The 26,608-nt window shown below is 61.7% G+C and carries 24 protein-coding genes and 1 tRNA gene; 10 read left to right on the top strand and 15 right to left on the bottom strand.

Annotation, left to right across the window (positions count from 1 at the left end; genetic code table 11):
• Positions 1–21: 21 nt before the first annotated feature.
• Positions 22–756 carry a c-type cytochrome gene (locus AAHK20_RS20050; RefSeq protein ID WP_449183258.1) on the bottom strand — a complete coding sequence of 245 codons (735 nt, stop codon included), beginning with the start codon at positions 754–756 and terminating at the stop codon, positions 22–24.
• Between the two features lie 223 nt (positions 757–979).
• Positions 980–1,246 (bottom strand): BufA1 family periplasmic bufferin-type metallophore, encoded by a 267-nt coding sequence (locus tag AAHK20_RS20045; protein ID WP_449183257.1) that lies wholly within the window; start codon positions 1,244–1,246, stop codon positions 980–982.
• A gap of 372 nt (positions 1,247–1,618) precedes the next feature.
• Between AAHK20_RS20045 and AAHK20_RS20040 the strand changes: the two genes are divergently transcribed.
• On the top strand, positions 1,619–2,551 hold the full coding sequence (locus AAHK20_RS20040) for a CopD family protein (protein ID WP_449183256.1): 933 nt from the start codon (positions 1,619–1,621) through the stop codon (positions 2,549–2,551).
• A 34-nt stretch (positions 2,552–2,585) separates the two neighbouring features.
• On the opposite strand, the gene AAHK20_RS20035 is transcribed toward AAHK20_RS20040, so the two are convergent.
• The gene (locus AAHK20_RS20035; protein WP_449183255.1) at positions 2,586–2,888 is read right to left on the bottom strand and encodes a hypothetical protein; all 303 of its coding nucleotides are present in this window, start codon (positions 2,886–2,888) and stop codon (positions 2,586–2,588) included.
• A 220-nt stretch (positions 2,889–3,108) separates the two neighbouring features.
• Positions 3,109–4,257 (bottom strand): galactonate dehydratase, encoded by a 1,149-nt coding sequence (gene dgoD, locus AAHK20_RS20030; protein ID WP_449183254.1) that lies wholly within the window; start codon positions 4,255–4,257, stop codon positions 3,109–3,111.
• A gap of 181 nt (positions 4,258–4,438) precedes the next feature.
• Between dgoD and AAHK20_RS20025 the strand changes: the two genes are divergently transcribed.
• Positions 4,439–5,152: a FadR/GntR family transcriptional regulator gene (locus tag AAHK20_RS20025; RefSeq protein ID WP_449183406.1), complete on the top strand. Its 714-nt coding sequence runs from the start codon at positions 4,439–4,441 to the stop codon at positions 5,150–5,152.
• 98 nt (positions 5,153–5,250) lie between these two features.
• Positions 5,251–5,847 (top strand): class I SAM-dependent methyltransferase, encoded by a 597-nt coding sequence (locus AAHK20_RS20020; RefSeq protein ID WP_449183253.1) that lies wholly within the window; start codon positions 5,251–5,253, stop codon positions 5,845–5,847.
• A gap of 315 nt (positions 5,848–6,162) precedes the next feature.
• On the opposite strand, the gene AAHK20_RS20015 is transcribed toward AAHK20_RS20020, so the two are convergent.
• The 4 genes from AAHK20_RS20015 to AAHK20_RS20000 all read right to left on the bottom strand — a co-directional run bounded on the left by AAHK20_RS20015 (position 6,163) and on the right by AAHK20_RS20000 (position 11,482).
• Positions 6,163–8,112, bottom strand: a complete 1,950-nt coding sequence (locus AAHK20_RS20015) for a putative bifunctional diguanylate cyclase/phosphodiesterase (protein WP_449183252.1) — start codon at positions 8,110–8,112, stop codon at positions 6,163–6,165.
• Between the two features lie 438 nt (positions 8,113–8,550).
• Positions 8,551–9,693, bottom strand: a complete 1,143-nt coding sequence (locus AAHK20_RS20010; protein WP_449183251.1) for a porin — start codon at positions 9,691–9,693, stop codon at positions 8,551–8,553.
• Positions 9,694–10,232: 539 nt separating this feature from the next.
• Positions 10,233–10,670 (bottom strand): hypothetical protein, encoded by a 438-nt coding sequence (locus AAHK20_RS20005; RefSeq protein ID WP_449183250.1) that lies wholly within the window; start codon positions 10,668–10,670, stop codon positions 10,233–10,235.
• Positions 10,671–10,699: 29 nt separating this feature from the next.
• Entirely contained in the window at positions 10,700–11,482 is a 783-nt protein-coding gene (locus AAHK20_RS20000) for a COG4705 family protein (RefSeq protein ID WP_449183249.1), read from the bottom strand.
• Positions 11,483–12,054: 572 nt separating this feature from the next.
• On the opposite strand from AAHK20_RS20000, the gene AAHK20_RS19995 reads away from it, so the two are divergent.
• From AAHK20_RS19995 to AAHK20_RS19985, 3 genes are all read left to right on the top strand, one after another.
• Complete coding sequence (locus AAHK20_RS19995) at positions 12,055–12,717, top strand: hypothetical protein (RefSeq protein ID WP_449183248.1); 663 nt, start codon at positions 12,055–12,057, stop codon at positions 12,715–12,717.
• A gap of 161 nt (positions 12,718–12,878) precedes the next feature.
• Positions 12,879–13,091 carry a hypothetical protein gene (locus AAHK20_RS19990; RefSeq protein ID WP_449183247.1) on the top strand — a complete coding sequence of 71 codons (213 nt, stop codon included), beginning with the start codon at positions 12,879–12,881 and terminating at the stop codon, positions 13,089–13,091.
• Positions 13,092–13,099: 8 nt separating this feature from the next.
• Positions 13,100–13,747 (top strand): hypothetical protein, encoded by a 648-nt coding sequence (locus AAHK20_RS19985; protein WP_449183246.1) that lies wholly within the window; start codon positions 13,100–13,102, stop codon positions 13,745–13,747.
• A 212-nt stretch (positions 13,748–13,959) separates the two neighbouring features.
• Here the strand turns inward: AAHK20_RS19985 and AAHK20_RS19980 are convergent, their stop codons facing one another.
• The 7 genes from AAHK20_RS19980 to AAHK20_RS19950 form a co-directional block, all read right to left on the bottom strand.
• On the bottom strand, positions 13,960–15,624 hold the full coding sequence (locus AAHK20_RS19980) for a TIGR04141 family sporadically distributed protein (RefSeq protein ID WP_449183245.1): 1,665 nt from the start codon (positions 15,622–15,624) through the stop codon (positions 13,960–13,962).
• Between the two features lie 217 nt (positions 15,625–15,841).
• The gene (locus tag AAHK20_RS19975) at positions 15,842–16,804 is read right to left on the bottom strand and encodes an abortive infection family protein (RefSeq protein WP_449183244.1); all 963 of its coding nucleotides are present in this window, start codon (positions 16,802–16,804) and stop codon (positions 15,842–15,844) included.
• Positions 16,801–17,643 (bottom strand): abortive infection family protein, encoded by an 843-nt coding sequence (locus AAHK20_RS19970; protein ID WP_449183243.1) that lies wholly within the window; start codon positions 17,641–17,643, stop codon positions 16,801–16,803. The genes AAHK20_RS19975 and AAHK20_RS19970 overlap by 4 nt, the downstream gene beginning before the upstream one ends.
• Positions 17,644–17,961: 318 nt before the next feature.
• Positions 17,962–18,038, bottom strand: a tRNA-Met gene (locus tag AAHK20_RS19965).
• 124 nt (positions 18,039–18,162) lie between these two features.
• On the bottom strand, positions 18,163–19,821 hold the full coding sequence (locus AAHK20_RS19960; protein WP_449183242.1) for an MFS transporter: 1,659 nt from the start codon (positions 19,819–19,821) through the stop codon (positions 18,163–18,165).
• Between the two features lie 227 nt (positions 19,822–20,048).
• Positions 20,049–21,680, bottom strand: a complete 1,632-nt coding sequence (locus AAHK20_RS19955) for a sensor histidine kinase (protein ID WP_449183241.1) — start codon at positions 21,678–21,680, stop codon at positions 20,049–20,051.
• Positions 21,681–21,689: 9 nt separating this feature from the next.
• On the bottom strand, positions 21,690–22,445 hold the full coding sequence (locus tag AAHK20_RS19950; RefSeq protein ID WP_449183240.1) for a response regulator: 756 nt from the start codon (positions 22,443–22,445) through the stop codon (positions 21,690–21,692).
• A 285-nt stretch (positions 22,446–22,730) separates the two neighbouring features.
• Here AAHK20_RS19950 and recA point away from each other — a divergent pair, with 285 nt between their 5' ends.
• The 4 genes from recA (at position 22,731) to sucC (ending at position 26,591) form a co-directional block, all read left to right on the top strand.
• Positions 22,731–23,801, top strand: coding sequence for a recombinase RecA (gene recA, locus AAHK20_RS19945; protein WP_449183239.1), 1,071 nt, complete (start codon positions 22,731–22,733; stop codon positions 23,799–23,801).
• A 10-nt stretch (positions 23,802–23,811) separates the two neighbouring features.
• Complete coding sequence (gene recX / locus AAHK20_RS19940; RefSeq protein ID WP_449183238.1) at positions 23,812–24,534, top strand: recombination regulator RecX; 723 nt, start codon at positions 23,812–23,814, stop codon at positions 24,532–24,534.
• 166 nt (positions 24,535–24,700) lie between these two features.
• Positions 24,701–25,375 carry a DUF2889 domain-containing protein gene (locus tag AAHK20_RS19935; protein WP_449183237.1) on the top strand — a complete coding sequence of 225 codons (675 nt, stop codon included), beginning with the start codon at positions 24,701–24,703 and terminating at the stop codon, positions 25,373–25,375.
• Positions 25,376–25,409: 34 nt separating this feature from the next.
• Complete coding sequence (sucC, locus tag AAHK20_RS19930) at positions 25,410–26,591, top strand: ADP-forming succinate--CoA ligase subunit beta (RefSeq protein ID WP_449183405.1); 1,182 nt, start codon at positions 25,410–25,412, stop codon at positions 26,589–26,591.
• Positions 26,592–26,608 lie beyond the last annotated feature (17 nt).

Below are 26,608 nucleotides of genomic sequence, written 5' to 3'. Positions count from 1 at the left end.
TTGAATGTCTCTCCTCGCGCCTTATTGCGGTTCGCTGCCGCAGGCAAGCGGAGTCTTCAGCGAGCGGGCCGGGGCCGGCACGGGGTTTTGCGGGGCAGGCTGGGTGGCGAGCCACGAAGCGACGGCGTTGACGTCGTCGTCGGTCAGGCGGATCGCGACGGCGTGCATGCAATCAGGTTCGATCGCGTGACGCGAGCCCGAGCGCCATGCGCCGAGCTGGGCGCTGATGTAATCGCTATGCAGGCCGACGAGGCCCGGAATGGCCGGCTGCATGCCGGTCAGCTGTGAGCCGTGGCAGGCCGCGCAGGCCGGCACGTTCTTGCCCGGGATGCCGTGCAGAACGATGTCCTTGCCGCGCGCGAGCGTGGCCGGCGACACCGTCGGCGTGGCCGGCGGCGGATACGGCGGACGCTGCTGGGAGAAGTACGTCGCGATCTGGTGGAGATAGTCGTCCGAGAGATACGTGACGAGGTAGTTCATCGGCGGGTACTTCCGGCGGGCTTCGCGGAAGTTGACCAGCTGGTTGTACAGGTAGTCGGCCGGCTTGCCCGCCAAGCGCGGGAAGTAGTCATTGTCGGTGCCCTGCCCGTGCGAGCCGTGGCATGCGGTGCAGCCTTGCACTCGCGATTCCATCGTATCGACCGGGGGATTGGGTTGAGTCTGCGCTTTCGCAGCGCTATAGACGCCTGCTATGCCGATCAGCAAAAGGGCGAGCAGCGGGCGGAAAATGCGTCTTGAAGACACGCGTAACTCCATGTTATTCGGGGACCTGACCGGGCTTCGATCGGCTCGGTACACACACAATGAGGCAGCCGGGCGCTGCGACGCAGCATTCTATCATCGATGGGTGATGGCGGCTATTTGGCCTACACCGTTCCGGTTCCCGTGAGTGCGTCGATGCGACAATATGCCGCGCGGCGGTTTTGCTCAGGTGAATTGGGTGGATTGACGCGGCCGGAGAAGCCGGCCGCATCGTCTGCTATTCAGTGAACTTGCCGCCCAGCTTCTGGCAGGTGCCCTTCAGCATGGTTTTGAAGTCGGCGGGGTCGTTGTCTTTCTTGGCCTGTCCGGCGCAGCTGTGCGAGTCCGTGCCGCAGTCATTCTGGCCGGCCTTCGAGACGCCGAAGCACTCGACTTTGACTTTCGTCTGGTCGACGTCGCTGGCGTGCGCGGCGAGCGGCGCGGCGCTCGCCGCGGCCGCGACTGCGGCGGCGAACAGAGCGTGGCGCGATACGGACTTGTTCATGATCGTTTCCTGTCGGTGGCGAAGTGACCGGAGTGGCCAAGCGGTGGCCGCCTCGCGTGGGGCGATAAAGCGATTCATTGTGCAGCATGAACGGCCATTCGCCAACGCCGGTTGAACCGTCGCGAGCGAGGGGCATCGAAGCGTACACTCTCGCCTGCGCATGCGGACGGACCGTGCCGTGATGGTGCGCGTCATGCATCCGTTGCGCTCCTCCTGACTTCTTCCTTTCGATAGCCTGCCGATGAATTATTTCGATCTGTCCGATCCCTTGCCGCGCGCGTCGTCGATGCGCGCAGTCGCTTCCAGCTTCGACGCTGTCCCGTCCCGTTCGGCGCCACGTTATTCGCCGAAGGCAGCGGAGCGGGTCGTCCGATGAGGGTCGATGGATTGTGGGTCGGCCAGGTCGCGATGGCCGCGCTGATGAACGTCGCGTTCGCGTTTGCCATCGGCTCCGCGCTGCTCGACGCATGGCTCGCGAAAGAAGGCGGTCGCACGATCGCCGCGCCTTCGCACCATGCATGGTTGCGCGCGCAACGATCTCTCGTGGCCGCCGCCATCGTGCTTGTGCTGGCCGATATCGGCTGGCTCGTGTATCAGGCCGCATCGATGAGTGGCTCGGGCGTGATCTCGGCGCTCGGCGTCGTGCCCACTGTGCTTGCGCAAACGCACGTCGGCCAGGCATGGTGCGTGGCGTTCGGCGGCGCGGTGGTGATGCTGCTCGCGGCGCTCTTCGGGCGCAACGGCACGCTCGGTCATGCGTTGTTCTGGCTGGCGGTCATCGTGATTGCGGCAGGCAAGGCGTTGCTCGGACATGCCGCCGATGCGGGCGTGTGGTCGGCCGCCGCCGCCATTCACACGCTTCATATCCTGGCGACGGGCGCATGGGGCGGCGTCGTGATGGCCGGCGGATTCGGCGTGCTGCCCGCGCTCGATACGTCGGTGGCGCGCGGCGCGTTGATTCGCGTGGCGGGACAGGTGTCGCAAGTGTCGCTGGTCGCGCTGGGGTTCGTCGTGGTCACGGGCGCGCTCAATGCGGAGCGCGGACTCGGCGGTTCGCTGGCGCCGCTTCAGTCGAGCACGTGGGGCCATGTGCTCTTGCTCAAGCTCGCGCTGGTCGCGTTTGCGCTGGTGCTGGCCGGCATGAACCGCATGTCGGCGCTGCCGCGTCTGCGCCGCACGGCGTCGACGGTGGATGCGCACACGTTCAACAACGTGCTGCATCTCGAGGCGTTGGTGATGATGGGCGTGTTCATCGCGGCAGCGGCGTTGGCGCACAGCGCGCCGGGGTATCTCGCGGCGGGTTGAGTCTCGTCGGCCGCGGCTGTCTCAATGCTGAGACTTACTCGTAGCCGAGCTTGTGGCTGACGATCGGCGCGCAGAACAGCGCAATCGCGCAGCCCGCGATTTTGCCTTCGAGCTCGGCCGCCGCGATGCGCGCTTGATACGCATTGACGAGCACATCGAAGAGCTGCGGTGCGCAGTAGATGAGCGCCGCGCCGATGCAGCACTGACCGACCGCCGAGATGCGCCAGCCGCGTCCGTAGCCGATGACCGCGGCGATCACGCGCAGCACGCCGAAGACGACCAGCGTGCCCACGGCCACTTGCTCGCGAATTAGATAGTCCGGCAGGAACTCGCCCATTTGCTGCCCCCTGTTTGTCGTTTGCAGGGAAGTCAGCAAGGAGCGGGCCAATCGTGACGCGAACGCGCCTAGTGAACGCGCAAGCCCCAGGCGGCAAGGCTCGCGCGATATTGATGGAAGTCGCGCGCGAGCCGCTTAAGCGACGCGCGCGATCCATCCGCCCGAAACGTCACGTAACTGAGACGCCGCCCGCGTAACGCGGGCGCGCATCACGCCACGCTCACCATTCCGCGACGCTGCCGTCCGCGTGACGCCACACCGGGTTGCGCCAGCGATGGCCGGTCTTCGCCATCTCGCGCACCTTCTCTTCATTGACCTCGATGCCGAGCCCCGGGCCCTGCGGAATCGACACGAACCCGTCTTCGTACTGGAAGACCGCGGGATTCTTGATGTAGTCGAGCAGGTCGTTGCCCTTGTTGTAGTGGATGCCGAGGCTTTGCTCCTGGATGAACGCGTTGTAGCTGACCGCGTCGATCTGAAGACACGTGGCGAGCGCGATCGGGCCGAGCGGGCAGTGCAGCGCGACGGCGACGTCGTACGCCTCGGCCATCGACGCGATCTTGCGGCACTCGGTAATGCCCCCCGCGTGCGAGGCGTCCGGCTGGATGATGTCGACGTAGCCGCCCGCCAGAATGTGCTTGAAGTCCCAGCGCGAGTAGAGCCGCTCGCCGAGCGCGATCGGCGTGCTCGTCTGGTTGACGATGTCGCGCAGCGCCTCGACGTTTTCCGACAGCACCGGCTCCTCGATGAACATCAGCTTGTACGGGTCGAGCTCCTTGGCGAGCACCTTCGCCATCGGCTTGTGCACGCGGCCGTGGAAGTCCACGCCGATCCCGACGTGCGGCCCGACCGCTTCGCGCACGGCGGCGACGTTCTCGATCACCTTTTCGACTTTGTCGAACGTGTCGATGATCTGCAGCTCTTCCGAGCCGTTCATCTTGACCGCCTTGAAACCGCGTTCGACCACCGCGCGCGCGTTGTTCGCGACGTCGCTCGGACGGTCGCCGCCGATCCACGAATACACCTTGATGCGATCGCGCACCTGGCCGCCGAGCAGCGCGTGCACGGGCACGCCGTGGTGCTTGCCTTTGATGTCCCAGAGCGCCTGATCGACGCCGGCGATCGCGCTCATCGAGATTGGGCCACCGCGGTAGAACCCCGCGCGATACATGACTTGCCAGTGGTCTTCGATCAGAAGCGGGTCCTTGCCGATCAGATAGTCGGCAAGCTCGTGGACAGCGGCTTCGACCGTGTGCGCGCGTCCCTCGACGATCGGCTCGCCCCAGCCGACCACGCCTTCATCCGTCTCGATCTTGAGAAAGAGCCAGCGCGGCGGAACGATGAAGGTTTCGAGCTTGATGATTTTCATGGGCGGGTGTCTCCTGTTCCTGAGAGTGACGGTGGAATGCCGATCGCCTATGCTATCGCAAATTTCGGCATGTTGTAGTATTAATAGTATTATTCGGACTGGAGGCGTTGAGGTCAAGCGGTCAGGGCCGCGTCCCGATACGTGATAATCGCGGTCCCGGCGCGCGACCGAAGTGAAAGAAGTGACCGAACGCGCCGGCCCACCACCGGAGGACACTATTCAGCACGATCTGCACGGGCGCGTCGCCCATCTGCTCGCCACGGCGATCCTGCGCGGCGACTACCCGCCCGAATCGACGCTGCCGCGCGAAGCCGAACTGATGGAGTCGTTCGGCGTGAGCCGTACCGTGCTGCGCGAGGCGCTGCGCACGCTGACGTCGAAGGGGCTCGTCGAATCGCGTCCGAAGGTCGGCACGCGCGTGCGGCCGCGCATCGCGTGGAATCTGCTCGATGCGGACTTGCTCGATTGGTACGCGCGCGTCGCCGAGCCGATGACGTTCGCGCTCAAGCTTCAGGAGATGCGCGAGATGATCGAGCCGTTCGCGGCCGAACTGGCGGCGCGCGCGCATTCCGAAGCGACGCTGAGCGTCATCGAAGACGCGCATGCGGCCATGGCGGCGGCGCAGAACGTCGACGAATGGGTGCGCGCCGATCTGCGCTTTCACTTGAGCGTGCTGAACGCGTGCAGCAACGAGTTGCTGCTGCCGCTCGGCGCGCTGATCGAGCGCACGCTCGAAGGGCAGTTGCGGCTGAATGCGAAGCGGGCGGATGTGTTCAACGCGTCGCTTGCCGAGCACACGGCGGTGTTCGACGCGATCAAGGCGCGCGACGCGCAGGGCGCGCGCCGCGCGATGGCCGAATTGCTCGGCACGACACGCGGACGGATCGAGGGTTGAAGCCCGCGCCGAACCATGAGGCCGCGTCGAGCACGGCACATCGACTTCGTCGATAATCCGCCGAGATTCCCCTCAAGATCCCTGAAGAGAGCCCGACGATGGACGAGAAAACTTTGGCGGCCTACGACGAGGCCGCGGCGTCGTTCGCCGACGACTGGATCGGCCAGCCTGCCCCGGACGACATGTACCGGCTGCTGAGCCAGTACTTCAAGCCGGGTCCGACCGTCGACATCGGCTGCGGAGCGGGGCGCGATGTCGCGTGGCTGGCGGCGAACGGCTTCGATGCATGCGGCTACGACGCGTCCGAGGGATTGCTGAGCGAGGCCAGGACGCGCTATCCCGAACTGCGCTTCGACGTCGCCCGCTTGCCGGAGTTGGCGAACATCGCGTCGCACACGTTCGAAAACGTGCTGTGCGAGACGGTCGTCATGCATCTCGAGCCCGAACTGATCGGGCCGGCAGTACGGCGTTTGTTCGACATCCTGAAACCCGGCGGCACCTTGTATCTAAGCTGGCGGGTGACCGAAGGCGAGTCCGAGCGCGACAAGCGCGGCCGCCTCTACTCGGCATTCGATAAGCACCTCGTGATGCGTGAAATCGGCGCGGGCGATACCGTGCTGCTCGATCGCGAGGAAGTCAGCGCGTCGTCGGGCAAGGTGATCCATCGCCTCGTCGTGAAGAAAGCGGATCGTTGAGCCGAATTGACTCGGCGATTGGCCACACGGTTTACGTGCGGCAGACCCTAGTTCGTTTTACTTACAGCATTAGCACCGTACGCTTGGCAACTGCGCGACGTCCGCAGTTCGTGGAAGGATGCGTGCTATCGCGAACAGACCGCGAATCAATAAAACCGTCGAACCACGAGCGCTAACGCGAGACAGGGAGCCGGCGATGGACCCCCAATCAGTAGAACCTCAAACGGCGAAGAAGGGCCCGTCCAAGCGCATGGTGAACGTGCTTTCTGTCCTGATCGGACTGGCGACGTTCGCCGTCGGAGTGGCGTGGGTGATTTACGCCGAGCTGCCGATCTTCGCGATTCCGCTCGTGATCTGCGTGCCGGTGATTGCGGCCGTGGCGTTTCGGAATTGCTGGGATTGAACGGTATCGAACGGGGCGGGCCTGCCGAAGTGATAACCCTGCATGAACGTGCATCCGAGACGTTGAAGCACGGCCACCTGTTCGTCCGTCTCCACGCCTTCGATCACGCACGTGAGCCCGAGGTTGCGGCATAGCTCCACGATGCTGCGCACGATGCCCTGCGCGGCGGTGTCGTGTGCAATGTTCTGCACGAAGCTCCGGTCGACCTTCACATCGTTCAGCGGCAACTGATGGATGTAGTGCAAGCTCGAGTAGCCGGTGCCGAAGTCGTCGAGCGAGATTTTCGCGCCCAGCGCTTTCAGCTCGGATAGGGCCGCGCGCCCTTGCTCGAAGTCCTGTACGACTGCCGTTTCGGTGATCTCAAACGTGAGCCTGCCGGCATCGACGCGGCTTTTCCGCACCGTCTCCCGAATCTTCTCCACCGCCTCGGGAGACGCGATATCGCGAGCCGAAAGATTGAATGAAACATGGATGTGCCGGTCGCACTGCGTCATGCATGCGAGGGCCTTGCCGATCAGCACGGCCGTCACTTGATGAATCAGATCGCTCTTCTCGGCGACCCGGATGAACAGATTCGGTGGAACGTCGCCCAGCGCCGGACTGTGCCATCGCGCGAGCGCTTCGTATGCCCTGATTTCGCGCGTCCTGCCATCGACGATCGGCTGATAGTGCAGCGCCATTTCCTTCTCGAGATCGGCTTGACGCAGCGCCTGCTCGACGCTGCTGAACTCGCGGATGCGGCTTTCATGCTGCTCGGAAAAGATCGTGGTGTGTCCGCGGCGATTTTCCTTGCCGTAGTAAAGGGCGTAATCCGCGCGCTCGAATAGCTGCTCCGAGGTTCTGCCCGCCTCGGGAAACATGGCGATGCCGATCGACGCGGAGATTCGCGCTGTCGCGCGCGGCAACTCGTAGGGCTTGCGCAACGCGTCGCATATAGCCGAGCCGACGTCGAGAAGCTGTTGCTCCGTCTCGAGGCTGCGAATGAACAAGCCGAACTCGTCGCCGCCGAGGCGCGCGATTTGCAGTTGTCCATCCGAAAATGCCAGCAATCTTCGACCGACTTCTTCGAGCAGGGTGTCGCCCGCGCCATGGCCGTGCAGGTCGTTGACCTGCTTGAAACCGTCGAGATCGATGATGCCCACTGCGAAGCGGCTTTCCGGCAACGGGCCGCGCTCGAACCGGTCCGCCAACAGGCTAAGGAAGTGACGCCGATTGGGGAGTCCGGTCAGACTGTCCGCATTGGCCAGGCGGTGGTTTTCCGCGTTGAGCGCTTCGAGTTCGTGTTGCTTTTGTTCGAGCGCGATCTGCGAGCGCGCCAGATCGGAGAAGTCTCGATAGTAGGTCAGGAGAACCTTGATCATCGCCATCGACACCAGAACCATGTTGGCGGCGATCGCGACAAGCACGGGGTTGCCGGTCGTCGAGAAGTACAGCGCAAACGGGATCAGCACGATTGCCGTCAAGAGCAGCGCGGCCGTGCGCATGTGCATCAGGCAGAAGATGCAGCCGATCACGGTGATCGACATGTAGAACGCGACGTGGGCCTTCTCGTACTCGTCCCCGTATGGGTACAGGCTCAGTCCCCAGGCCGTGAACAAGCAACCGAGCAGGACGATCAGCCAGATGGTGTTCGTCAGACGCCGGGCGATCTGGCGGTCGCTCAGGGAGGCAATCAACTTCCTGCGCCGCGACCAGATCCACAGGCGCACCACGCATGCGACGCAGAGCGTGAACGGGATGTACTCGCTGAGCAGCGCGGGCGCTTTCCCGATGTGGGTGTAGGCGACCGCGAGGCTGTTGATGACGAGAATCAGATAAAGCAGCGGCAACTGCCTCGAAAATGCTTCGAACTGGGAGCGCATGAGTACGCTGTGCTCCCCGCGGCTTTTCGGCATCAGTTTGGTAAGACGCATTTCAGTGACCCGGCTTGAACCTAATCTGGTGCGGCGCGGCTGAAATCGGGTGCGCGCGAAGCTGCGCTTCTCGCAAAGTCTTTTGTCACCTTTTTCTCGCTGGCCGGAAGTTTCGACTACGGGGCTTGCCTAGGGCTGGTCACGCTGGGTGTCCGACGGTGGCAGGCGCAGATTCGGGTCATACACAACGGCGTATACGGCAGTCGGACGGGGTGGCTAAAGGGCGGGTTTGTATCAGGATTGCCTGAATTTGATGTCGGGAAATGGGGCGCGAGTCTTGTGGGGCGGTTGTGGCGGCAGGTTGGGCGTAGTTGCGCCCAGGTGCGGGAAAACAAAAAACCCGGCGCGTGGCCGGGTTCCCGTGCTTCAGGTGCAGCGAGACCAGCGTCAGAAGCGATGTCGCAAGCCGATCGTCGTGGCCACCTGGCTGTCCGTCGACGACCTGCTCAGGCCATTGATATCCGCCGTGATGCCGGAATTGCCCGTGTCGCTGACGTGCTGGTACACGGCCATCAGGTAGATGTCGGTGCGCTTGGACAGCGCGTACGCCGTCTGCAGGCTGACCTGGTTGTATTTCGGGCTCACGCCGTCGAGGCGCGCGTCGGTGAACGTGTAAGCGCCCGAAACCGACCACGCCGGCGTGATGCTGTAGCGCGCGTTCGCTTCATAGTTCGTGAAGCGCGCGCTGCCGTCCGTCAGCGTCAAGCCGCTCGACGTGCCCGACGCCGATGCGCCGATGCCGGTGGCGTTGTCGAGGTGGGTCTGCGTGAACACGAGACCGACGACCGCGGGGCCGAACGTGTAGTTCAAGCCTGCGCCATAGGTGCGTTGCGTGCCGGCCGTGAAGGTGGTGTCGGCGGTGACTGCGCCGCTCGAATTCAGCGAGGTGCCCGAGTTGTTCAACTGCAGATAGCCGGCCGCGAAATTCAACGGACCGTAGTTGTACGACGCGCCGAAGCTGTACGCGCGGTTCGTGGCGAAGCCGCCCGATTCGTTCGAGAAGCCATACAGCGCGCCGAGCTTGAGGCCGCCGAAGTTCGCGCTCTGGTACTTGACCGAGTTGTTGATGCGGAAAGAATTGTCGAGGTTATCGTTGTCGAACGGGTGCGCAGTCATGGTGCCGCCGTAGCCGGTGCCGGTCAGCGCGAGGGGGCCCAGGTAATCGACGACGGAATCGTATTGGCGGCCGAGCGTGACCGCGCCGTACTGGTCGCTCGACAGACCGACGAATGCCTGCCGGCCAAACTCGAGACTGTTCTGGCCGAGCTTGCCGTTGGTGATGCTGAAGCCGTTTTCCAACGTGAAGATCGCCTTCAGGCCGCCGCCCAGGTCTTCCGAGCCGCGCAGGCCCCAGCGGCTGCCGTTCACCGAACCGCTGGTTTCCTGGAAGTTGTGCGAGCCTCCCTGATTGCTGGTGTAAGTGATGCCGGCGTCGATCAAGCCGTACAGCGTGACGCTGCTCTGCGCATGCGCCGCGCCGGCCGTGCCGAGTATGGCCAGCGAGAGGCTGGATAATGCGATCTTCTTCATCTTTTCTCCGTTAACCGTCAAGCGGTTGTTATCGAGTTGCGGAGAATATCGCAATATTTTTATTAAATTGATTTGGTGTTGCTTTTTTGCTGTTTTCAGATTCTTTCTTTGTAATATTGAGCTGAAAAAGTGCGAATGTAATGCAAAAAAACGGGGCGTGCCCGCTGTCCAGGACACGCCCCAACTGCCTGATTAAAAGACTCTTCTGGTCAATCAAGCGCGTCCAGAATAGCATGAATATCGGGGTATGTTATTGGTGTAATATCCAATAACATTTCGCCAACTTTCTTTTGAAATATTACTGCCGGTTAATTGTTGGATTTCGAACAATGGCAATCTGATTTTTCCCAATTGACGTGCCTATACTATTTTCCGCTGGCAATTGTTAATTGAAATTACGCGAACTTTCATCGGGGAAATGCGCCGCCCGCCGGAAGTAGCATCACGCCCACAGCCGAAACATCCGGAAAGATTCGTCCTCGGCGAAGCGCTGCATGAACTCGCTCGGGGAGAAGCCCGTGCTGCGCTCGACCTGACTATCAGACGGTGTCGAAGGTCTTCAGCAGATCCGACATGGCCTTTTTGCAGTCGCTCTGGGTGGGGGCGTCGGCGCGGAGCGCGGCCAGTGCGCGATCGATGGCCTTGTCGACGGTGTGCCAGTCCTGCGGCGAGCGCGGTTTCAAGCCGGCTTCGGCGGAGTCCCATGCGACCTCCAGGTCCTTGATCCGTGCCTTGGCCGCAGGAAGGTCGCCCTTGTCGACGGTGGCGGCGACGTCGGCGGCAATGCTGCGAAACGCGCTCAAGTCGCCCAGTCGGGAGGCGGTTTTTGCCTCGACGGCCGAGCTGGTTTGAGGGACCGCCGAGGCCGTGCTTGCTGCAGCCGTGTCCGCGGACTTGGAGCATCCGGCCGCCAGGGCCAGGACCGCGATGGCCGACGTTGCGGCAATGGGACGGACGAGCGAAAGAAGGTCGCGCATGATTTTTTCCTTGAGTTATGGATGGCGGGTTACTGAATGGCTCGCGTGTTCCGGCGGCCGCCCGCGCTGAATTGCTCGACGGCCACCAGCATCACGATCACGGTCAGGAAGAGGGCGCTGGTCCACATCGCGCCCATGCCGACGCCGCCGTAGGTCTTGGCCTGCGTCAGCAAATCGCCAAGCGCGGCGCCGAAGGGGCGCGTCAGGATGTAGCCGATCCAGAAGGTCAGAACGGCATTGCCGCCCATGCGCCAGGCCGCGTACGTGAGGGCAATCAGCGCGCCGAACGACACGGCGCCCCAGGCGAAGCCAAGGCTCAGGGCCTCGGTCGCCAGATCGCCTGCCGCCGTGCCGAGCGCAAACGTGCAGAGGATGGCGGCCCAATAAAACAGCTCGCGGCTGCGCGTGACGATGTCGTGAATGGAGAGGGTGCGCTCCACGCGATACCAGACCGCGAAGATGACGCTGAGCGCCAGGGCAAACGCCGATGTGCTGACGTACAAGCTGACGCCGAGACCATCGGTGAGCAAGTCTGTGATCTGGGTGCCGACGACGCTAACCAGGACGACCGTCAGCCAGTAAATCCAAGGTGTGTAGCGCCGCGTGCGCAACTGCGCAAAGAGGGCGGCTGCGAGCAGTGCGCCCATGACCGCGCGCGTCATGCCTTGGCCCCAGCCGGCATTGACCGCCAGGAAGTCGGCGCCCGTTTCGCCGACCGTGGTGGACATGATCTTGATGATCCAAAAGGACAAGGCGATTTCGGGGACTTTGCTGAGCCAGCTTGTCGATGGAGGTGTCGATAGCGCGTTCATCGTGGTCTCTCGGTCGAGATGATTGGGATGGACGCAGTGTGGCAAGACAGGCTTAGGGCAGTCATAGGGCGATGACTGCGCATGGGGTCTTTTAGTCGATTGACTGGTCGAGGATGTGCCGGCGACGTCGAATGGAAGGTGGATGCAGCGGGGGGAGCGCGCTGATAGTGGCTGCCGCTCAGCGACCAGTGACGCAATTTCCGGTCGAGCACAAAGAAAAAGCCGCTGAACCTTGCGGATCAGCGGCTTTTTGCATTTGGTGGCGAATCAGGGACGTACCTGCCAAATCGCTCTGAACCCCTGGTTACAAGGGCCTGTCTGGCCGAAGGGCTGACAGGTGTCGCGGTATTTCCGTGACGCAGGGCGTATCATCCTTCGTGCTAATCGGCTAGTCCCGCGTTGCCGGAAAAAGCGATGGACTACTGTGTTTTTATACAGGTATCAGTGGTGCTGCCGTTATCAAGGCCTGCGCTGAAAGACAGTTCTGCCGTTAACACGACTGGTGTATCAATTTCGCCCAGACTGTCGCTGGGGTAAACTGGCGATAAAAACGCGAAGGCTAGAAGGTAAAAATGATCGAATTCGTGAACGAAGCGCAGGCGCTGGACTACGTTACACACCTACCTGCTCAAGCTAAGTCATTGTTTCGTTTTGGATTTTCGTTGCTGAGTGAGATGAGCGAGCAGCAGCAACGAATCGTGGTTGAAGGCGCTCGCCAAGCTATCGCGACGTCCCTGCCCGACTCTGATGAAGTTGCCGCTCGGCTGGGAAAGGACGCGAACGTCGCCGCTCCAGCAATCGCCGCGGCAGCGCTAACGACAACGATTTTTGCTCGCACCTCCGTGGACCTCGCCCCGGAGCGATTTCGTCAGATTTTTATTAAGGCGGGCGTCATAGACGAGACGTTATCTGACGCTCTTAAGAATTTCTTTGAGATAGCATGCGCTGAGAGGCAGGCCCTTCGCAGCGAGGTTGAGCGAACTGATGACGCTCGGGCGGTCCTCCCCAACCTTACAAGTTTCACTTTGGGAATCGATGTTCGCGTCTCGTTCGAGGGCAACGAAGTTCGTTCAATGGTACCTGTTGTCGTAGCAAACATAGACACTGATGCAGAAGGACAGGTACTTTGGTGCCAAATGACGAAAGAGCAGCTGACACGTTTGCGCGCAGATTTTGATGCTGCGCTGCAAAAATTGGAGGCTACTCAGAATAAACTGGGTCTCGGGGAGGGTTAACGGTGATTGCTGGTATGACGGCTGCTAGCGCAGCGGTGTCCAGCGATGGACCATTGGGCCTGCATTTGGACAACATTACGGGACCGCAGCCGACGTGGTCGGTTCTCGTGGTAATAGCTTTTGGAGTTACTATCTTATGGTGCCGTCTTGGCGCCAAGGATATGAGAACACACGGCTTTTCGATGGCGTTTGACCGCTTCGACGTCAAGCCGGGCCGAGTGCGGATGTCGCTTGAGTTACTCGCATTTGTTGTCTGCGGAACATTCATTGCGCTGCTTTTCGCGCAGCCTGCAACATGGCCGCAAGCTTTCGGGGCTGGACTTGGATGGACGACGCTGCTGGCCCAACACTCAAGTAAGGAGAAAGAATCGTGAGAGTGCTAATGTCTGACAAGACATATGTTCGGGTGACGAACGTCTGTTTGTTCGGCGTCGCGCTTATGGTGCTGGTAGCGCAACACCTCCCTCCGGCAAACTGGGTCGCTCCGACTTTTATCGGTCTGTCGGGAGCGGCTTGCGTGCTATGTGTCGCTTTGTACATTGCTCGTGGGCGAGAAAGTGACCGCCAGGCTGAGCGAAAGGCGGCGGCTTCTCCACAGCCCGCCGGGCGACGGGCGTTTGGCGGAGTGGCTACCCATGCGAGCAGGGGTGCCGATCACGAGCAATCAGAGGATGTCCATACCGTTACCTTCTCTAAGCCAGTTGCGATAGAAGACAAGGCGAATGCCGTTGATATGGCAGAAGCTTGGATGGTTGACGTGCATGCAGAGTGGTCCCGTCTCGCCCCGGCGACTGCTGATATGTCGCTTGAAGAAATCATTAAAATGCTAGCGCCGATGTCTGCGCAAAAGCAGACGATTTTTCGGCGGCGTTTATATTCGGCTCGAGGTATTGAGGTACTTTTCGATTCCACAGGACTGCTTGCTGCTGATCGCTATGCTTTTCCAAGGAAGCGAACCAAGCCGCTGGAAAAATCGAAACTGCAACCATTTAATTTAGAACAGGAAGAGGCTGATGCCTGCTTAGCGTAGTTGCATCCAGCGAAATGAAAAAAGCCCCTTAGCGGGCTTTTTTCATTTGACGAATTCCGTAGGTTCATCGACAGGCGAATGGGGCCCATCTACCTTTGGGCTTGCCGAGGTGCCAAATGAGCCGGGTGAGAGTCTGGGGCGAGTTGTCTGTCGCATACCACGCCTCAGTTCTTGGCCCCAATAATTGTCCCGTCGTTTCCACCGTGGGGCAATCATGCCGTTGCGGCTGCTTTTTGCGACGAGCGTTTCTTGCGGGGTTCAACGCGGCGGAATTTTTTAGTGTTCACCAGAACGGGATCGACTGAAATCTTGGCGATCGCCACCTTGTAGCCGAGAGTTTGCAGAGAAAGAGCGGCGTTTTTTAGGGAAATTTTCGAGAAAAACGGCAAATCTTTCGGCAAATCTTTGCTGGTGGCGATCGCGTAAACGATTCGGTAGTTACGAGAATTCGGAATCGCCGAAATGTCTGAAAGTCGAATGCTCTCGGGCAGCTTGTCATTGAGTTTTCGTCGAAATTCCTCGTGCTTTACAAAGGCTTCGCCAGAAACCATGCCTTGGGCGAACAAATGGCTTAGTGTCGCCGAGCTTCGGTAATACTTGACGTGAATGAGGTCCCGGCCGTTTCTGACGAGATCGCAAAATTCGATCTTGTCGAACGGGCCGCCAACAGCGATGTTTTTCTTATCCATTAGCTCGATGCGCGGGTCACCAGCCTCAACCGCCGCGTTGTATTCGCCCTCGTTTGCGTGGTTGTAGACAGGCATCGGGGTCGAGTCGACTTCTAATTTTCTCAGCGCGAGATCGACCTTTTCCATGAAGTCGCGGTTGACCACGTGCCAGTCGCCGTTGCGCAAAATATAGGTCTCGCCGTGCAAGTCAAATTCTGCATAGAGGCACCGGTGGGCGGACCATGAGTCGATGCACAGGCCGTTGGCGTCATTCGCATAGACATGATTTGTCCTCATTGCAGCCAAACAGACTGTCTCGTTGCGGTCACGAATGTGTTGAAGCAGCGCGCCCAATTGCAGAGTTGAATGGATTGGCGAGGACGACCGCCGGTCGAACGAATATCCCGCTTGGCGCTCCCAATCGACTATTTCCGGCTCGCCCATCCAGATGCACGGGTTTTGCGGATCGGTTTTCAACATTTCGTCGAGCAGTTCGTCCAGCGCCTGGATCAATTCGCGTTTTTTGACGCGATTCACGTTGTCGATCCAGGCGAATCGCTCCGGTAGCGGTCTGTTTCGTCGATCGAGGGATTCTTTTAGGATCTTGCGCAAGTCGTCGAGCTTCGCGGCAGGCGCGATAGACAGCGCGTCGCGGCCGGTCACCTGGTCGCCAAAGAGTTCAACAGCCGAGGCGCCCGTGACGGCGTGCACCATGTCCATTTCCCAATCGGCCCGAAGGTCGAAGATATCCGCGTCTCGGGGGCTTTGGTTCCGGGTGTTCAGCCAGTTATCTTCATAGCTGGCTTTGTCGAGGCTCCGCAACCTGTCTGGGTTCACCGAGTTGAGGGTCACGCGCAAGCCGAAATCTCGCTCGACGTGGTCTTGGTTGACCAAGTGATACCCCATGCCGAACGACAGCGCGAATGTTTCGCCCAAGTCGCGGACAACGAGTACAGCACCTTCGGATTTGTTGCCGATGAACAGCCCAGGCTCGACATCTTGGCCGTCCAGCAAAAACGTCGTCCAGCCCGGCGGAGCGAGCGGTGGAGATGTTTTCACATACAGGGTCGCTTCGCCGTAGGCGATTTTAAGCGGAATCGGCGCCTTCGCCATGTCGGTTTTGACGATCAGCTCGTCGCGAATCGCGTCGCCGACAATCCTATATATAGTCAGCCGCTCCTTTCTGGTCTTTGCCTCTTTTACCGCCATTCCTATCCCCGTTCGGCTAATGCTTTTGCCGTATGCGATTCGAATAACTGGTTGATTTGCAATAATGTTTTTGGAGAGTTTCCGACGTTTTCGTTCAGATAGTCAATTCGGAAAAGTTTGGGCAACGCTGGTGACGGGACTTGTTACCAGGGTCGGTTTCGGCGAGCTCGACGCTAGGATATTTGAGTCAGCGGACGCCGCGCTTCTCGCGGACGGCCTACTTCGCCCTCGCGACATGCGTTTCGGCGAGAAAAACCGCCAGAGTCGACGCCGCTCCGACGGCCAGCCGCGCGTGGCGTGGCTGCAACCCTCGGGCGCCCGCGGCTTTGCCGTGGCCGGTGCCGTAGTGGTTGCGAAGTTCAGAAACCCCTTGGGTGATGCTCGCGAGGTTGCTGAGCAGCCGCTTGATCGTTTCGGCGGCCTTGGCCTCGTCGGGAATTCCGTCGGGCGTGAGACGCAGTTCTTTGGCGACCAACTTCACTAGCTCGGGTAGCGCTGCGCCGCTGGCGAAATCCACGCTGCGTTCCGACAAAATGGTTTTGCAGCATGACTCGACCAGCTCCTTCGCGGTGCCGATTGCCAAGCTAGGATCGCTATCGAGAGCTGCCTCCATACGGGTGATTTGCTGCGACACATATCCGGGATCGGTGCCCGCGAGGGCTTGCTTCGCGGCCGACACCCCTGGCTTCGAGTTCGCGAGCCCAGCCTGCCGCCCGGCGTAAACCGGCCGGCCGGAAATGCGGGTCCGCTCGGCGAGCTCAAACCCGTCGGCGACTAGCCGCTGATTGAACATTTGGAGAAGGCGCTCACATTCCGTTGGGTCAGGCCGCACAACGGGGTGAAGCATCTCACAGAGAAAGCGGAGAAACACTTCGTCGTCGCCATGCAAAAGGTTGAAGCGCTCGTCATAGAAAACCCAATCGGAAGGCCAATCGAAATTGGCGATGCGATGCTTCCAGATGTCGCCAGCGGCATTGGAAAACCTGTGATCGGTTGACGGCAGGCTATTCAAGTCGAACAGCCGGGCAAGGAATTCCTGGTCTTCCAGTCGCCCGCTCCACTCCACGCCCTCCGAAACGAGCGAGTCGATGATGTCACGGCGAGTGACTTCGCTTATTTTCATGGCGATCTCGGTGTCGTGCGCCTGGTTCGTGGGCTCGCTTCGGACTGCGATTTTCAACGAGTTCTCGATTGCAGTTTCGCGAGCATGTAGGCTGAAACGGATCCCGCGACTTCGACTGCCGCCTTGGCCTCCGCGTTACCTACGCGTGGTAGCCACGGGCGCCCATGGCCGGTTCCTTCCTTGTTCCTCAACTTGTTGGCCGCGCAGGCCGCCGAAAAGAGGCTGCGTTCCAAAGCGCCGATGGGTAGTTCACCAGGTTCGGGCTGCTGCTCCGGAACCTTCAAGCCGAGCGCCATGAACGCCATGCCGAGCAATGACCCGAAGTTCGCTCCCGTGGGGTATGCGCCGCCTATCGACATCAACACATGAGCGGCTGTTGCTTCCATCAAGTCCTTGCCGGTCCCCATTAGTAGCGCGGCGTCTTGCGAGCCGCGCTGCGCCCGAACGGCATAGGCTTGGAGGGCGGTGGTCATTTCCGTGCCCTTTAACCCGTCGAGAACCTTGGCCCCGAAGGTGCCGTCGTCTGCTAGCCAGAAGCCCTCGGTATCAAATGTTGCCTTGGCGTTGGCAATGGCCTCGTCACCGACGTAGTTCTCGGACCCCTTGCGGAAGCCTCCGCACGCGCGAACCTTGGCGAGCAGGGCGTGAACGAGTTGCGCCCCGGCTTCTTCGTCGTTGAGCATCGCGTCGTGCAGGATTGCACGAACCCGCTTCGCTTTGCCGATCTGCTGCCCCTGCTGCTTCGGGTCAAGAGCGCCCAGGCCGGCCCTGTTAACCAAAAATTCAATGTCGGAATGGCTTGGCTCGCGGTAGTCGCCGCCGGATTGTTTCGCCTTAGAGTCGTCGACCAGTTGGCAGACTGCCGCGACGACGGCGTCGTTAAGTGGAAGGAGCATTTTCGTTCTTTGAGTGATTTGCTCGTTTCATTCTCTCACTTAAAAGGCATCGGCAATTCAATGTCGAAACGATCGAGTGTCGCATTGAACTCCATCAGCGGCTTGGTCTGCTGATAGCGGGTTTAGCTTGGCGGAAGTCCTTCATGCGCAGGGATTTCTTCGTTCCCGCCCGGCGCGGATCAGCCGGAGATAGTAGACCCCAAAGCGGTTTTGATAGCGGTGCGGCAGCTTGTGCATTCGCGGATGGCTTACCAGGCGGCCCATCGCGCGCCAAACGAAAAAGCCGCTGAACCTTGCGGATCAGCGGCTTTTTGCATTTGGTGGCGAATCAGGGATTCGAACCCCGGACCTGCGGATTATGATTCCGTCGCTCTAACCGACTGAGCTAATTCGCCAAAGAAGGCAAATTATGACGACGACAAGGCAGCCTGTCAACCCCACCATCTCAGTTTTTCGACTGCCTCGTCATCTACCTCATCCGGCGGCCAAGAGCCGCCTCCGTCCGTCAACTCGAGGAGCTCAATCCCTCGAATAAATATTCGAGTCCTTGGTCTCCTTGACGAACAGCATGCCGATCACGAACGTGATCAGCGCCACCACGATCGGATACCAGAGCCCCGAGTAGATATCTCCGCGCGCCGCGACGATCGCGAACGCCGTCGCCGGCAGGAAGCCGCCGAACCAGCCGTTGCCGATGTGATACGGCAGCGACATCGACGTGTAGCGAATCCGTGTCGGGAACATCTCCACGAGCATTGCTGCGATCGGCCCGTACACCATCGTCACAAAGATCACGAGGATCGCCAGGATCACGACCGTCATCGGCCAGTTCAGCTGCGACGGGTCGGCCTTCGCTGGGTAGCCGGCGCTCTTGAGCGTCGTGGCGAGCGTCTTGTCGAACGCCTTGCCCTTGTCCTTCGCGTCGGCGGCCTTGCCGTCGTAGGTGTCGATCACGGTGTCGCCGACCTTGATCTGTGCGAGCGAACCCGCCGGCGCCGCCACGTTCGCGTAGTTCAAGCCAGCCTTCGACAACGCGCTCTTCGCGATGTCGCACGAACTCGTGAACTTCGCCGTACCCACCGGGTTGAACTGGAACGAGCACTCGTCGGGATTGGCGACGACGACGATCGGCGACTTCTGCGTCGCGGCTTCGAGCGCCGGGTTTGCGAAGTGCGTGAGCGCCTTGAAGAGCGGGAAGTACGCGAGCGCCGCGATCAGGCAGCCGGCCATGATGATCGGCTTGCGGCCGATCCGGTCCGACAGCGAGCCGAAGAACACGAAGAACGGCGTGCCGATCAGAAGCGCCAGCGCGATCAGGATGTTGGCGCTGGTGCCGTCCACCTTGAGCGTTTGCGTGAGGAAGAAGAGCGCATAGAACTGACCCGTGTACCAGACCACCGCTTGCCCGGCCGTCAAGCCGACCAGCGCCAGGATCACGACCTTCAGGTTCTTCCACTCGCCAAACGCTTCGGTCAGCGGCGCCTTCGAAGTCTTGCCTTGCGACTTGATGCGCAGGAACGCCGGCGATTCGTTGAGCTGCAGCCGGATCCAGACGGATACCCCGAGCAGGATCAACGACGCGACGAACGGAATGCGCCAGCCCCAGGCGCCGAACGATTCCTCGCCGATCGAGGTGCGCACGCCGAGAATCACGAGCAGCGAAAGGAACAGGCCGAGCGTCGCCGTCGTTTGGATCCACGACGTGTAGTAGCCGCGCCGATTGGCGGGCGCGTGTTCGGCGACATAGGTCGCGGCGCCCCCGTACTCGCCGCCGAGCGCCAGGCCTTGCAGCAGCCGCATGGCGATGAAGATCACCGGCGACGCAATGCCGATCGCCGCATAGCCGGGCAGGAAGCCGACGATGAACGTCGACAGGCCCATGATGACGATCGTGATCAGGAACGTGTACTTGCGGCCGACGAGGTCGCCGAGCCGTCCGAACACGATCGCGCCGAACGGCCGCACCGCGAAGCCGGCGGCAAAGCCGAGCAGGGTGAAGATGAACGCCGCGGTCGGGTTGACGCCGGAAAAGAAGCTCTTGCTGATGTAGATGGCCAGCGAGCCGGCCAGATAGAAGTCGTACCACTCGAAAACGGTGCCGAGCGACGACGCGAAGATCACCCGCTTCTCGTCGCTTGTCATCGGCGCGTGTGAAATTTGACCGCCTACGGTTGCCATGTGCTGTCTCCAATTTTGATATACGCGCAGGGAGCGCTGGGTAAGGCGCTCCCGTCGACGATTATTGGAGCGGAAACTTACGGCGTACTGACGCGAAATCTCAAAATGGGGTCTAGTGCACACAGGTGCGATTTGCGGCGTTCTTCATCTAATTTCTCGCATTGCGCATTCAACGTCGCCCATATGCTTTCTGTGTCGCGCTTGGTGGCGGGCGAAAACCGACGCACTCAGGGTAAGTCCTGAACCGCTTCAGAGGTCCTCAGGCTGACGCGCACGAGCGTACCGGCCAGGCGCGGCTCGGATTGATAGACGTTGTCGTCGATCGCGAGCGTGCCGCCGTGCATCGTCGCGATCTCGCGGACGATCGCGAGCCCGAGCCCGCTGCCGTCGCCCTCGCGGCCGAGAATCCGATAGAACCGCTCGAGCACTCGGGCGCGCTCGGCGAGCGGAATGCCGGGCCCGGTGTCCTCGACTTCGAGGTGCACTTGCTGATTCGGCTCGTCGGGCCGCACGCGAACCGTAATGCGGCCGCCTTGAGGCGTATAGCGAATCGCGTTGTCGATCAGATTCGACAGCATCTCGCGCAGCATGACCGGGTTGCCGTCGACCGTTATAGGTGCATCGGGGCCTTCGTAGCCGAGATCCATCTGCCTGGCGAGCGCCGGCTCCACCCAGTCGCGGACCGTGAGCCGCGCCAGCTCGGACACCTCGACTCGCGCGAACGCTTGCCCCGACATACTGCTTTCCGCTCGTGCGAGGGCGAGCAGCTGCGTGACAAGGCGCGCGGCATGCTCCGAGCTCGTCGCGATCTGTTCGAGCGAGCGGCGCACCTCGGCCGATACGTCCTGCCGCAGCGCCAGCTCCGCTTGCGTGCGCAGGCCGGCGAGCGGAGTCTTCATCTGATGCGCGGCGTCGGCGATGAAGCGCTTTTGCAGCTCCATGTTCTGCGCGAGACGCGTGAGCAAGTCGTTGAACGAGGTGACGAGCGGCTCGATCTCGGGCGGCGCGCGCCGCGCTTCTAGCGGCGAGAGGTCGTCGAGCCGCCGCGCGCGCAGGTTCGATTGCAGCGCCGTGAGCGGCGCAAGGCCGCGCGACAGCCCGAACCAGACGAGCACGATCGCGAGCGGCAGGATCACGAACTGCGGGAGGATCACGCCTTTGATGATGTCGTTGGCGAGCTGGCTGCGCTTGTCGAGCGTCTCGGCGACTTGCACGAGCACCGGCGCCCCGCAGACCGCCGACCCGGCGGCGCGGACTGCGGCGTCCTCGCAGGCGGCCTCGTGCGGAAACTCGACCGTCGTGTACGCGATGCGGATGTCGTTGCCGTGCAGCATGTCGTCGCGGAACTCGACGATGCCGGGCTGCGGGCGGTCGTCTTCGTGCGGCAGCGGCAGGTCGGCATCGCCGCCGACCAGCTCGCCGCGTGTGCCGAGCACTTGGTAGAAGACTTTGTCGACGTTGTCGGCGGAGAGGAAGTCGCGCGTCGACGCGGGCAGCGTCAGTTCAGCGACGCCGTTCACCGGCTGGATTTGACGAGCGAGCACGTAGACGTCGGTTTCGAGCGCGCGGTCGAACGGACCGTTGGCGATCGTCTTCGCGACGAGATAGGTGACCGCGATGCTCATCGGCCAGAGCAGCAGGAGCGGCGCGAGCATCCAGTCGAGAATCTCGCCGAACAGCGAGCGCGGGCGCGCTTCGGGCGTGGCCTCGGTCTCGTCGGGCGGCGCGAAGGGGTTGGCGTAGGTGGCGTCGCGGACCTCGTCGGGGTCTGCCGCGCGCGTGGCCGCGGGCTCCGGCGGCGTGTGCCCCGGACGCTCTGCGGGTGCCGCGGCGCCTTCCGCGGAAGCTGGCGAGGCCATGTGACGTCTCTACTTGGACGAGTGATTCGCCGGCGACTTGGCTGCGCCGTTCGAAGTCGCGTCCGAAGCACTGGACGATGGCGCGGCGCCGGCGGCCGGGGCGGCTTTCTCGAGGCAGTAACCGAGGCCGCGCACGGTGATGATCCGCACGCCGCTCGGCTCGATCTTCTTGCGCAGCCGGTGCACGTAGACCTCGATCGCGTTGTTGCTGACTTCCTCGCCCCATTCGCACAGATGGTCGACGAGCTGCTCCTTCGACACGAGCCGGCCGATCCGTTGCAGCAGCACTTCGAGCAGGCCGAGTTCGCGTGCCGAGAGGTCGATCACCTGATCGTTCACGGTGGCGATGCGGCCCACCTGGTCGAACGCGAGCGAGCCGTGCCGCACGACGGTCGGGCCGCCGCCCGCGCCGCGGCGCGTGAGCGCGCGCACGCGCGCTTCGAGCTCGTTCAAGTCGAACGGCTTGGCCATATAGTCGTCGGCGCCGAGGTCGAGGCCCTTCACGCGCTCTTCGACGCTGTCGGCGGCGGTGAGGATCAGCACGGGCAGGTTCGAATTGCGGGCGCGCAGGCGCCGCAGCACTTCGAGGCCGGACAGGCGCGGCAGCCCGAGATCGAGGATCAGGAGGTCGAAGGCTTGCACCGAGAGGGCGGCATCGGCTTCGGCGCCACCCTTCACGTGATCGACGGCATAGCCCGATTGGCGGAGTGATCGGACGAGACCGTCCGCGAGTATGCTGTCATCTTCAGCAATGAGAATTCGCATGATGTGCCGCTGCCGCGTTGCAGTTACCGCGGCACCGCGCTGTGCCACAGCGTCGCCCGGCGCGCGGCGGTCTCCGAATATCGTGTGGTGTTGGCTGCCCGGGGGCGTGCCCGGTTGTTACCCGTTGTCAATTCGCACATGCGACGCCAATACGCGTTGCCTCGGGCTTGCAAAAACCACTGTTTTTTTATACAGTGTCTGCGTTTCGTGCGCTGGTTCAGCAACTAACCGCTAAGGGCCCGCGCACCCACCTCAGACGCCGTTCATCATAGCAAAGGACGATTCATGGAAGAAAGCAAGAAAGGCTCGGCTGGACTGACTGCTGAAAAGAGCAAGGCACTCGCTGCAGCGCTCGCGCAGATCGAAAAGCAGTTCGGCAAAGGGTCGGTCATGCGGCTCGGCGACGGCGAGGTGGCCGAAGACATTCAAGTGGTGTCGACGGGCTCGCTCGGCCTCGATATCGCGCTCGGCGTCGGCGGTCTGCCGCGTGGCCGTGTGGTCGAAATCTACGGGCCGGAATCGTCGGGCAAGACCACGCTGACGCTGCAAGTCATCGCCGAAATGCAGAAGCTCGGCGGCACGGCCGCGTTCATCGACGCGGAACACGCGCTCGATATCAACTATGCCAGCAAGCTTGGCGTGAACGTGTCGGATCTGCTGGTCTCGCAGCCTGATACCGGCGAGCAGGCGCTTGAAATTGCCGACGCGCTGGTGCGCTCGGGCTCGATCGACATGATCGTGATCGACTCGGTCGCGGCGCTCGTGCCGAAGGCCGAAATCGAAGGCGAAATGGGCGATTCGCTGCCGGGTCTGCAAGCGCGTCTGATGTCGCAGGCGCTGCGCAAGCTCACCGGCACGATCAAGCGCACCAACTGCCTCGTCATCTTCATCAACCAGATCCGCATGAAGATCGGCGTGATGTTCGGCAACCCGGAAACCACCACGGGCGGCAACGCGCTGAAGTTCTACGCGTCGGTGCGCCTCGACATTCGCCGCATTGGCTCGATCAAGAAGAACGACGAAGTGATCGGCAACGAAACGCGCGTGAAGGTCGTCAAGAACAAGGTGTCGCCGCCGTTCCGCGAAGCGATTTTCGACATTCTCTACGGCGAAGGCATTTCGCGCCAAGGGGAAGTCATCGACCTCGGCGTGCAAGCGAAGATCGTCGACAAGGCGGGTGCGTGGTACAGCTATAGCGGCGAGCGCATCGGCCAGGGCAAGGACAACGCACGCGAATTCCTGCGTGAGAATCCCGACATCGCACTCGAGATCGAAAACCGCATCCGCGAATCGCTTGGCGTGAACGCGATGCCGGCTGGCGCTGCGGAAGGCGTCGAAGTCGCGGACGAAGAGTAAGCATCGCGTGATGCGCAAGGGTCGGGCGGCGTCGAATTCGGGGCGCGGTAAAGAAGAGCGTGAAGCGGCTCGGTCCGATCCGCTTGATCCTTTCGATCCATTTGAGTCATTCGACGCGCACGATCTCGCAGAGGGTCGTCGCGCGTCGACAGCAGATGTGACCGGTTCTGACTCGGCGAATGCCGGGTCATTAACCGGTCAATCGAACGAACCCACCTATACCCGCTCGCGTCGAGAGCCCTCGGCCTCATCTGACGAGTCTTCCGGGCGCTCGAAAAAGCCAGCCCGCTCATTGAAGGCTCGTGCGCTCGACTATCTGTCGCGACGCGAATACAGCCGCTCCGAACTCTCGCGCAAGCTCGCTTCCTTTGTCGAAGAGGCCGACGCGCTCGAACCGCTGCTCGATTCGCTCGAGAGCGAAGGCTGGCTGTCCGATTCACGCTTTGCCGAAAGTCTCGTTCATCGCCGCGCGGCGCGCATGGGGACGAGCCGGATTGTCGGCGAACTGCGCCGCCATGCGGTGGGCGACGCCCTGATCGAAGAAGTCGGCGCGCAGCTTCGCGAGACCGAACTGGCTCGCGCGCAAGCCGTTTGGCGCAAGAAGTACGGCCACCTTCCCGAAACCCCTGCCGAGCGCGCCAAGCAAGCGCGCTTTCTGGCCATGCGTGGTTTCTCCCGCGCGACGATCGTCAAAATCCTGAAGGGCGGCGACGAGGATTGGGACGGCGTGTAAGGAGGACGAGTGACGACAGGGTGTAACGACAGCCTATAAAGAGAAGGTTGCGACCGGTGCAACCGTCCACGTCCGCCACAGCCTCGGCTTGTGGGGACCTCGGTCTATCTCAAATACCCAGTATGCTAAAATCCCCGGGTTTTCCCATTCAGCCGTCTCCTCTCGCATGCCGCTTTCCCCGCCCGTCTCCCGCAAGTTGCGCCATCGCCGCGCAATTCGAGCGGAAGCGTTCGAGCGTGAAGACGGCTTGTGGGACATCGAGGCGTGCCTGACCGATCATAAGCCGCGTGACGTGGCGCTTGCGCCCGGTGTCCGGCCCAACGGCCTGCCGATTCATGAACTCTGGCTTCGCATCACGATCGATCGCAAGCTCAACGTCGTCGACGCGGAAGCGTCGTCCGACTGGGTGCCCTATCCCGGTCACTGCGAAGCCGCCAATCCCGCCTACCGCGCCCTTATCGGGCTCAACCTGTTCCAGAATTTCCGCCGCGAAGCGAACCGCCTGTTGGGTGGCGTCGCGGGATGCACGCATCTCACCGAGTTGTGCGCCATCCTGCCGACCGCCGCAATTCAGGCTTTCGCGGGCGACGTCTGGAACACGCGCGACGATTCACCGGGTGAGGCAAGTCAAGGCGGCAACGGCGAGGCTGCAAACACCAAGCCGCCGTTTCAGCTCGATCGCTGTCAGGCATTGCGGTTCGACGGCGAAGCGGTCCGTCAGTTTTATCCCCGCTGGTACGGCCACGCGCCGCGCGCAGCGGAACGCCAGGATGCGGCGCTAGCTGCCGGCAGCGAGGAAGGCGGCACACATACCAAAGCTGAGGCGCTTGCCTCGAAATAAATTAGCGTCATCGAAGTTCAATCCAACTCTCAGACTGAAGGAATCACGCATGAAGATTCACGAGTACCAGGGTAAGGAAATCCTGCGGAAATTCGGGGTCGCGGTACCGCGCGGCACGCCGGTGTTCTCGGTGGAAGATGCGGTCAAGGCCGCTGAAGAGCTGGGCGGCCCGGTGTGGGTCGTCAAGGCTCAGATCCACGCGGGTGGCCGTGGCAAGGGCGGCGGCGTGAAGGTCGCCAAGTCGCTGGAACAGGTGCGTGAATACGCGAACCAGATCCTCGGCATGCAGCTCGTCACGCACCAGACCGGCCCGGAAGGCCAGAAGGTGAATCGTCTGCTGATCGAAGAAGGCGCCGACATCAAGAAGGAACTGTACGTTGGCCTCGTGATCGATCGCGTGTCGCAGAAGGTCGTCGTGATGGCTTCGAGCGAAGGCGGGATGGACATCGAAGAAGTCGCCGCGAAGACGCCGGAAGCGATCCACAAGGTGGCAGTCGATCCGTCGAAGGGTCTGCAAGACGCCGATGCCGACGATCTCGCGAAGAAGATCGGCGTGCCCGATGCTTCGATTCCGCAAGCGCGCGCCATCCTGCAAGGTCTCTACAAGGCGACCTGGGAAACCGACGCATCGCTCGCCGAAATCAACCCGCTGATCCTGACGGGCGACGGCAAGGTGATCGCGCTCGACGCCAAGTTCAACTTCGATTCGAACGCGCTGTTCCGTCATCCGGAAATCGTCGCGTACCGCGATCTGGACGAAGAAGATCCGGCTGAAGTCGAAGCGTCGAAGTTCGACCTCGCGTACATCTCGCTCGACGGCAACATCGGCTGTCTCGTGAACGGCGCGGGCCTCGCGATGGCGACGATGGACACCATCAAGCTGTTCGGCGGCGAACCGGCCAACTTCCTCGACGTCGGCGGCGGCGCCACGACCGAGAAGGTCACCGAAGCGTTCAAGCTGATGCTGAAGAACCCGGACCTGAAGGCGATCCTCGTGAACATCTTCGGCGGCATCATGCGCTGCGACGTGATCGCGGAAGGCGTGATCGCCGGTTCGAAGGCGGTGAACCTGGGCGTGCCGCTCGTCGTGCGCATGAAGGGCACCAACGAAGACCTGGGCAAGAAGATGCTCGCCGAATCCGGCCTGCCGATCATCTCGGCGGACAGCATGGAAGAAGCTGCGCAGAAGGTCGTCGCGGCTGCTGCCGGCAAGTAAGCGCGCTCAACGAACAG

The sequence above is a fragment of the Trinickia camelliae genome (assembly GCF_053525655.1).
The sequence above is the reverse complement of the archived record's forward strand: the minus strand, read 5'-3'. Positions and strand labels throughout refer to the sequence as shown.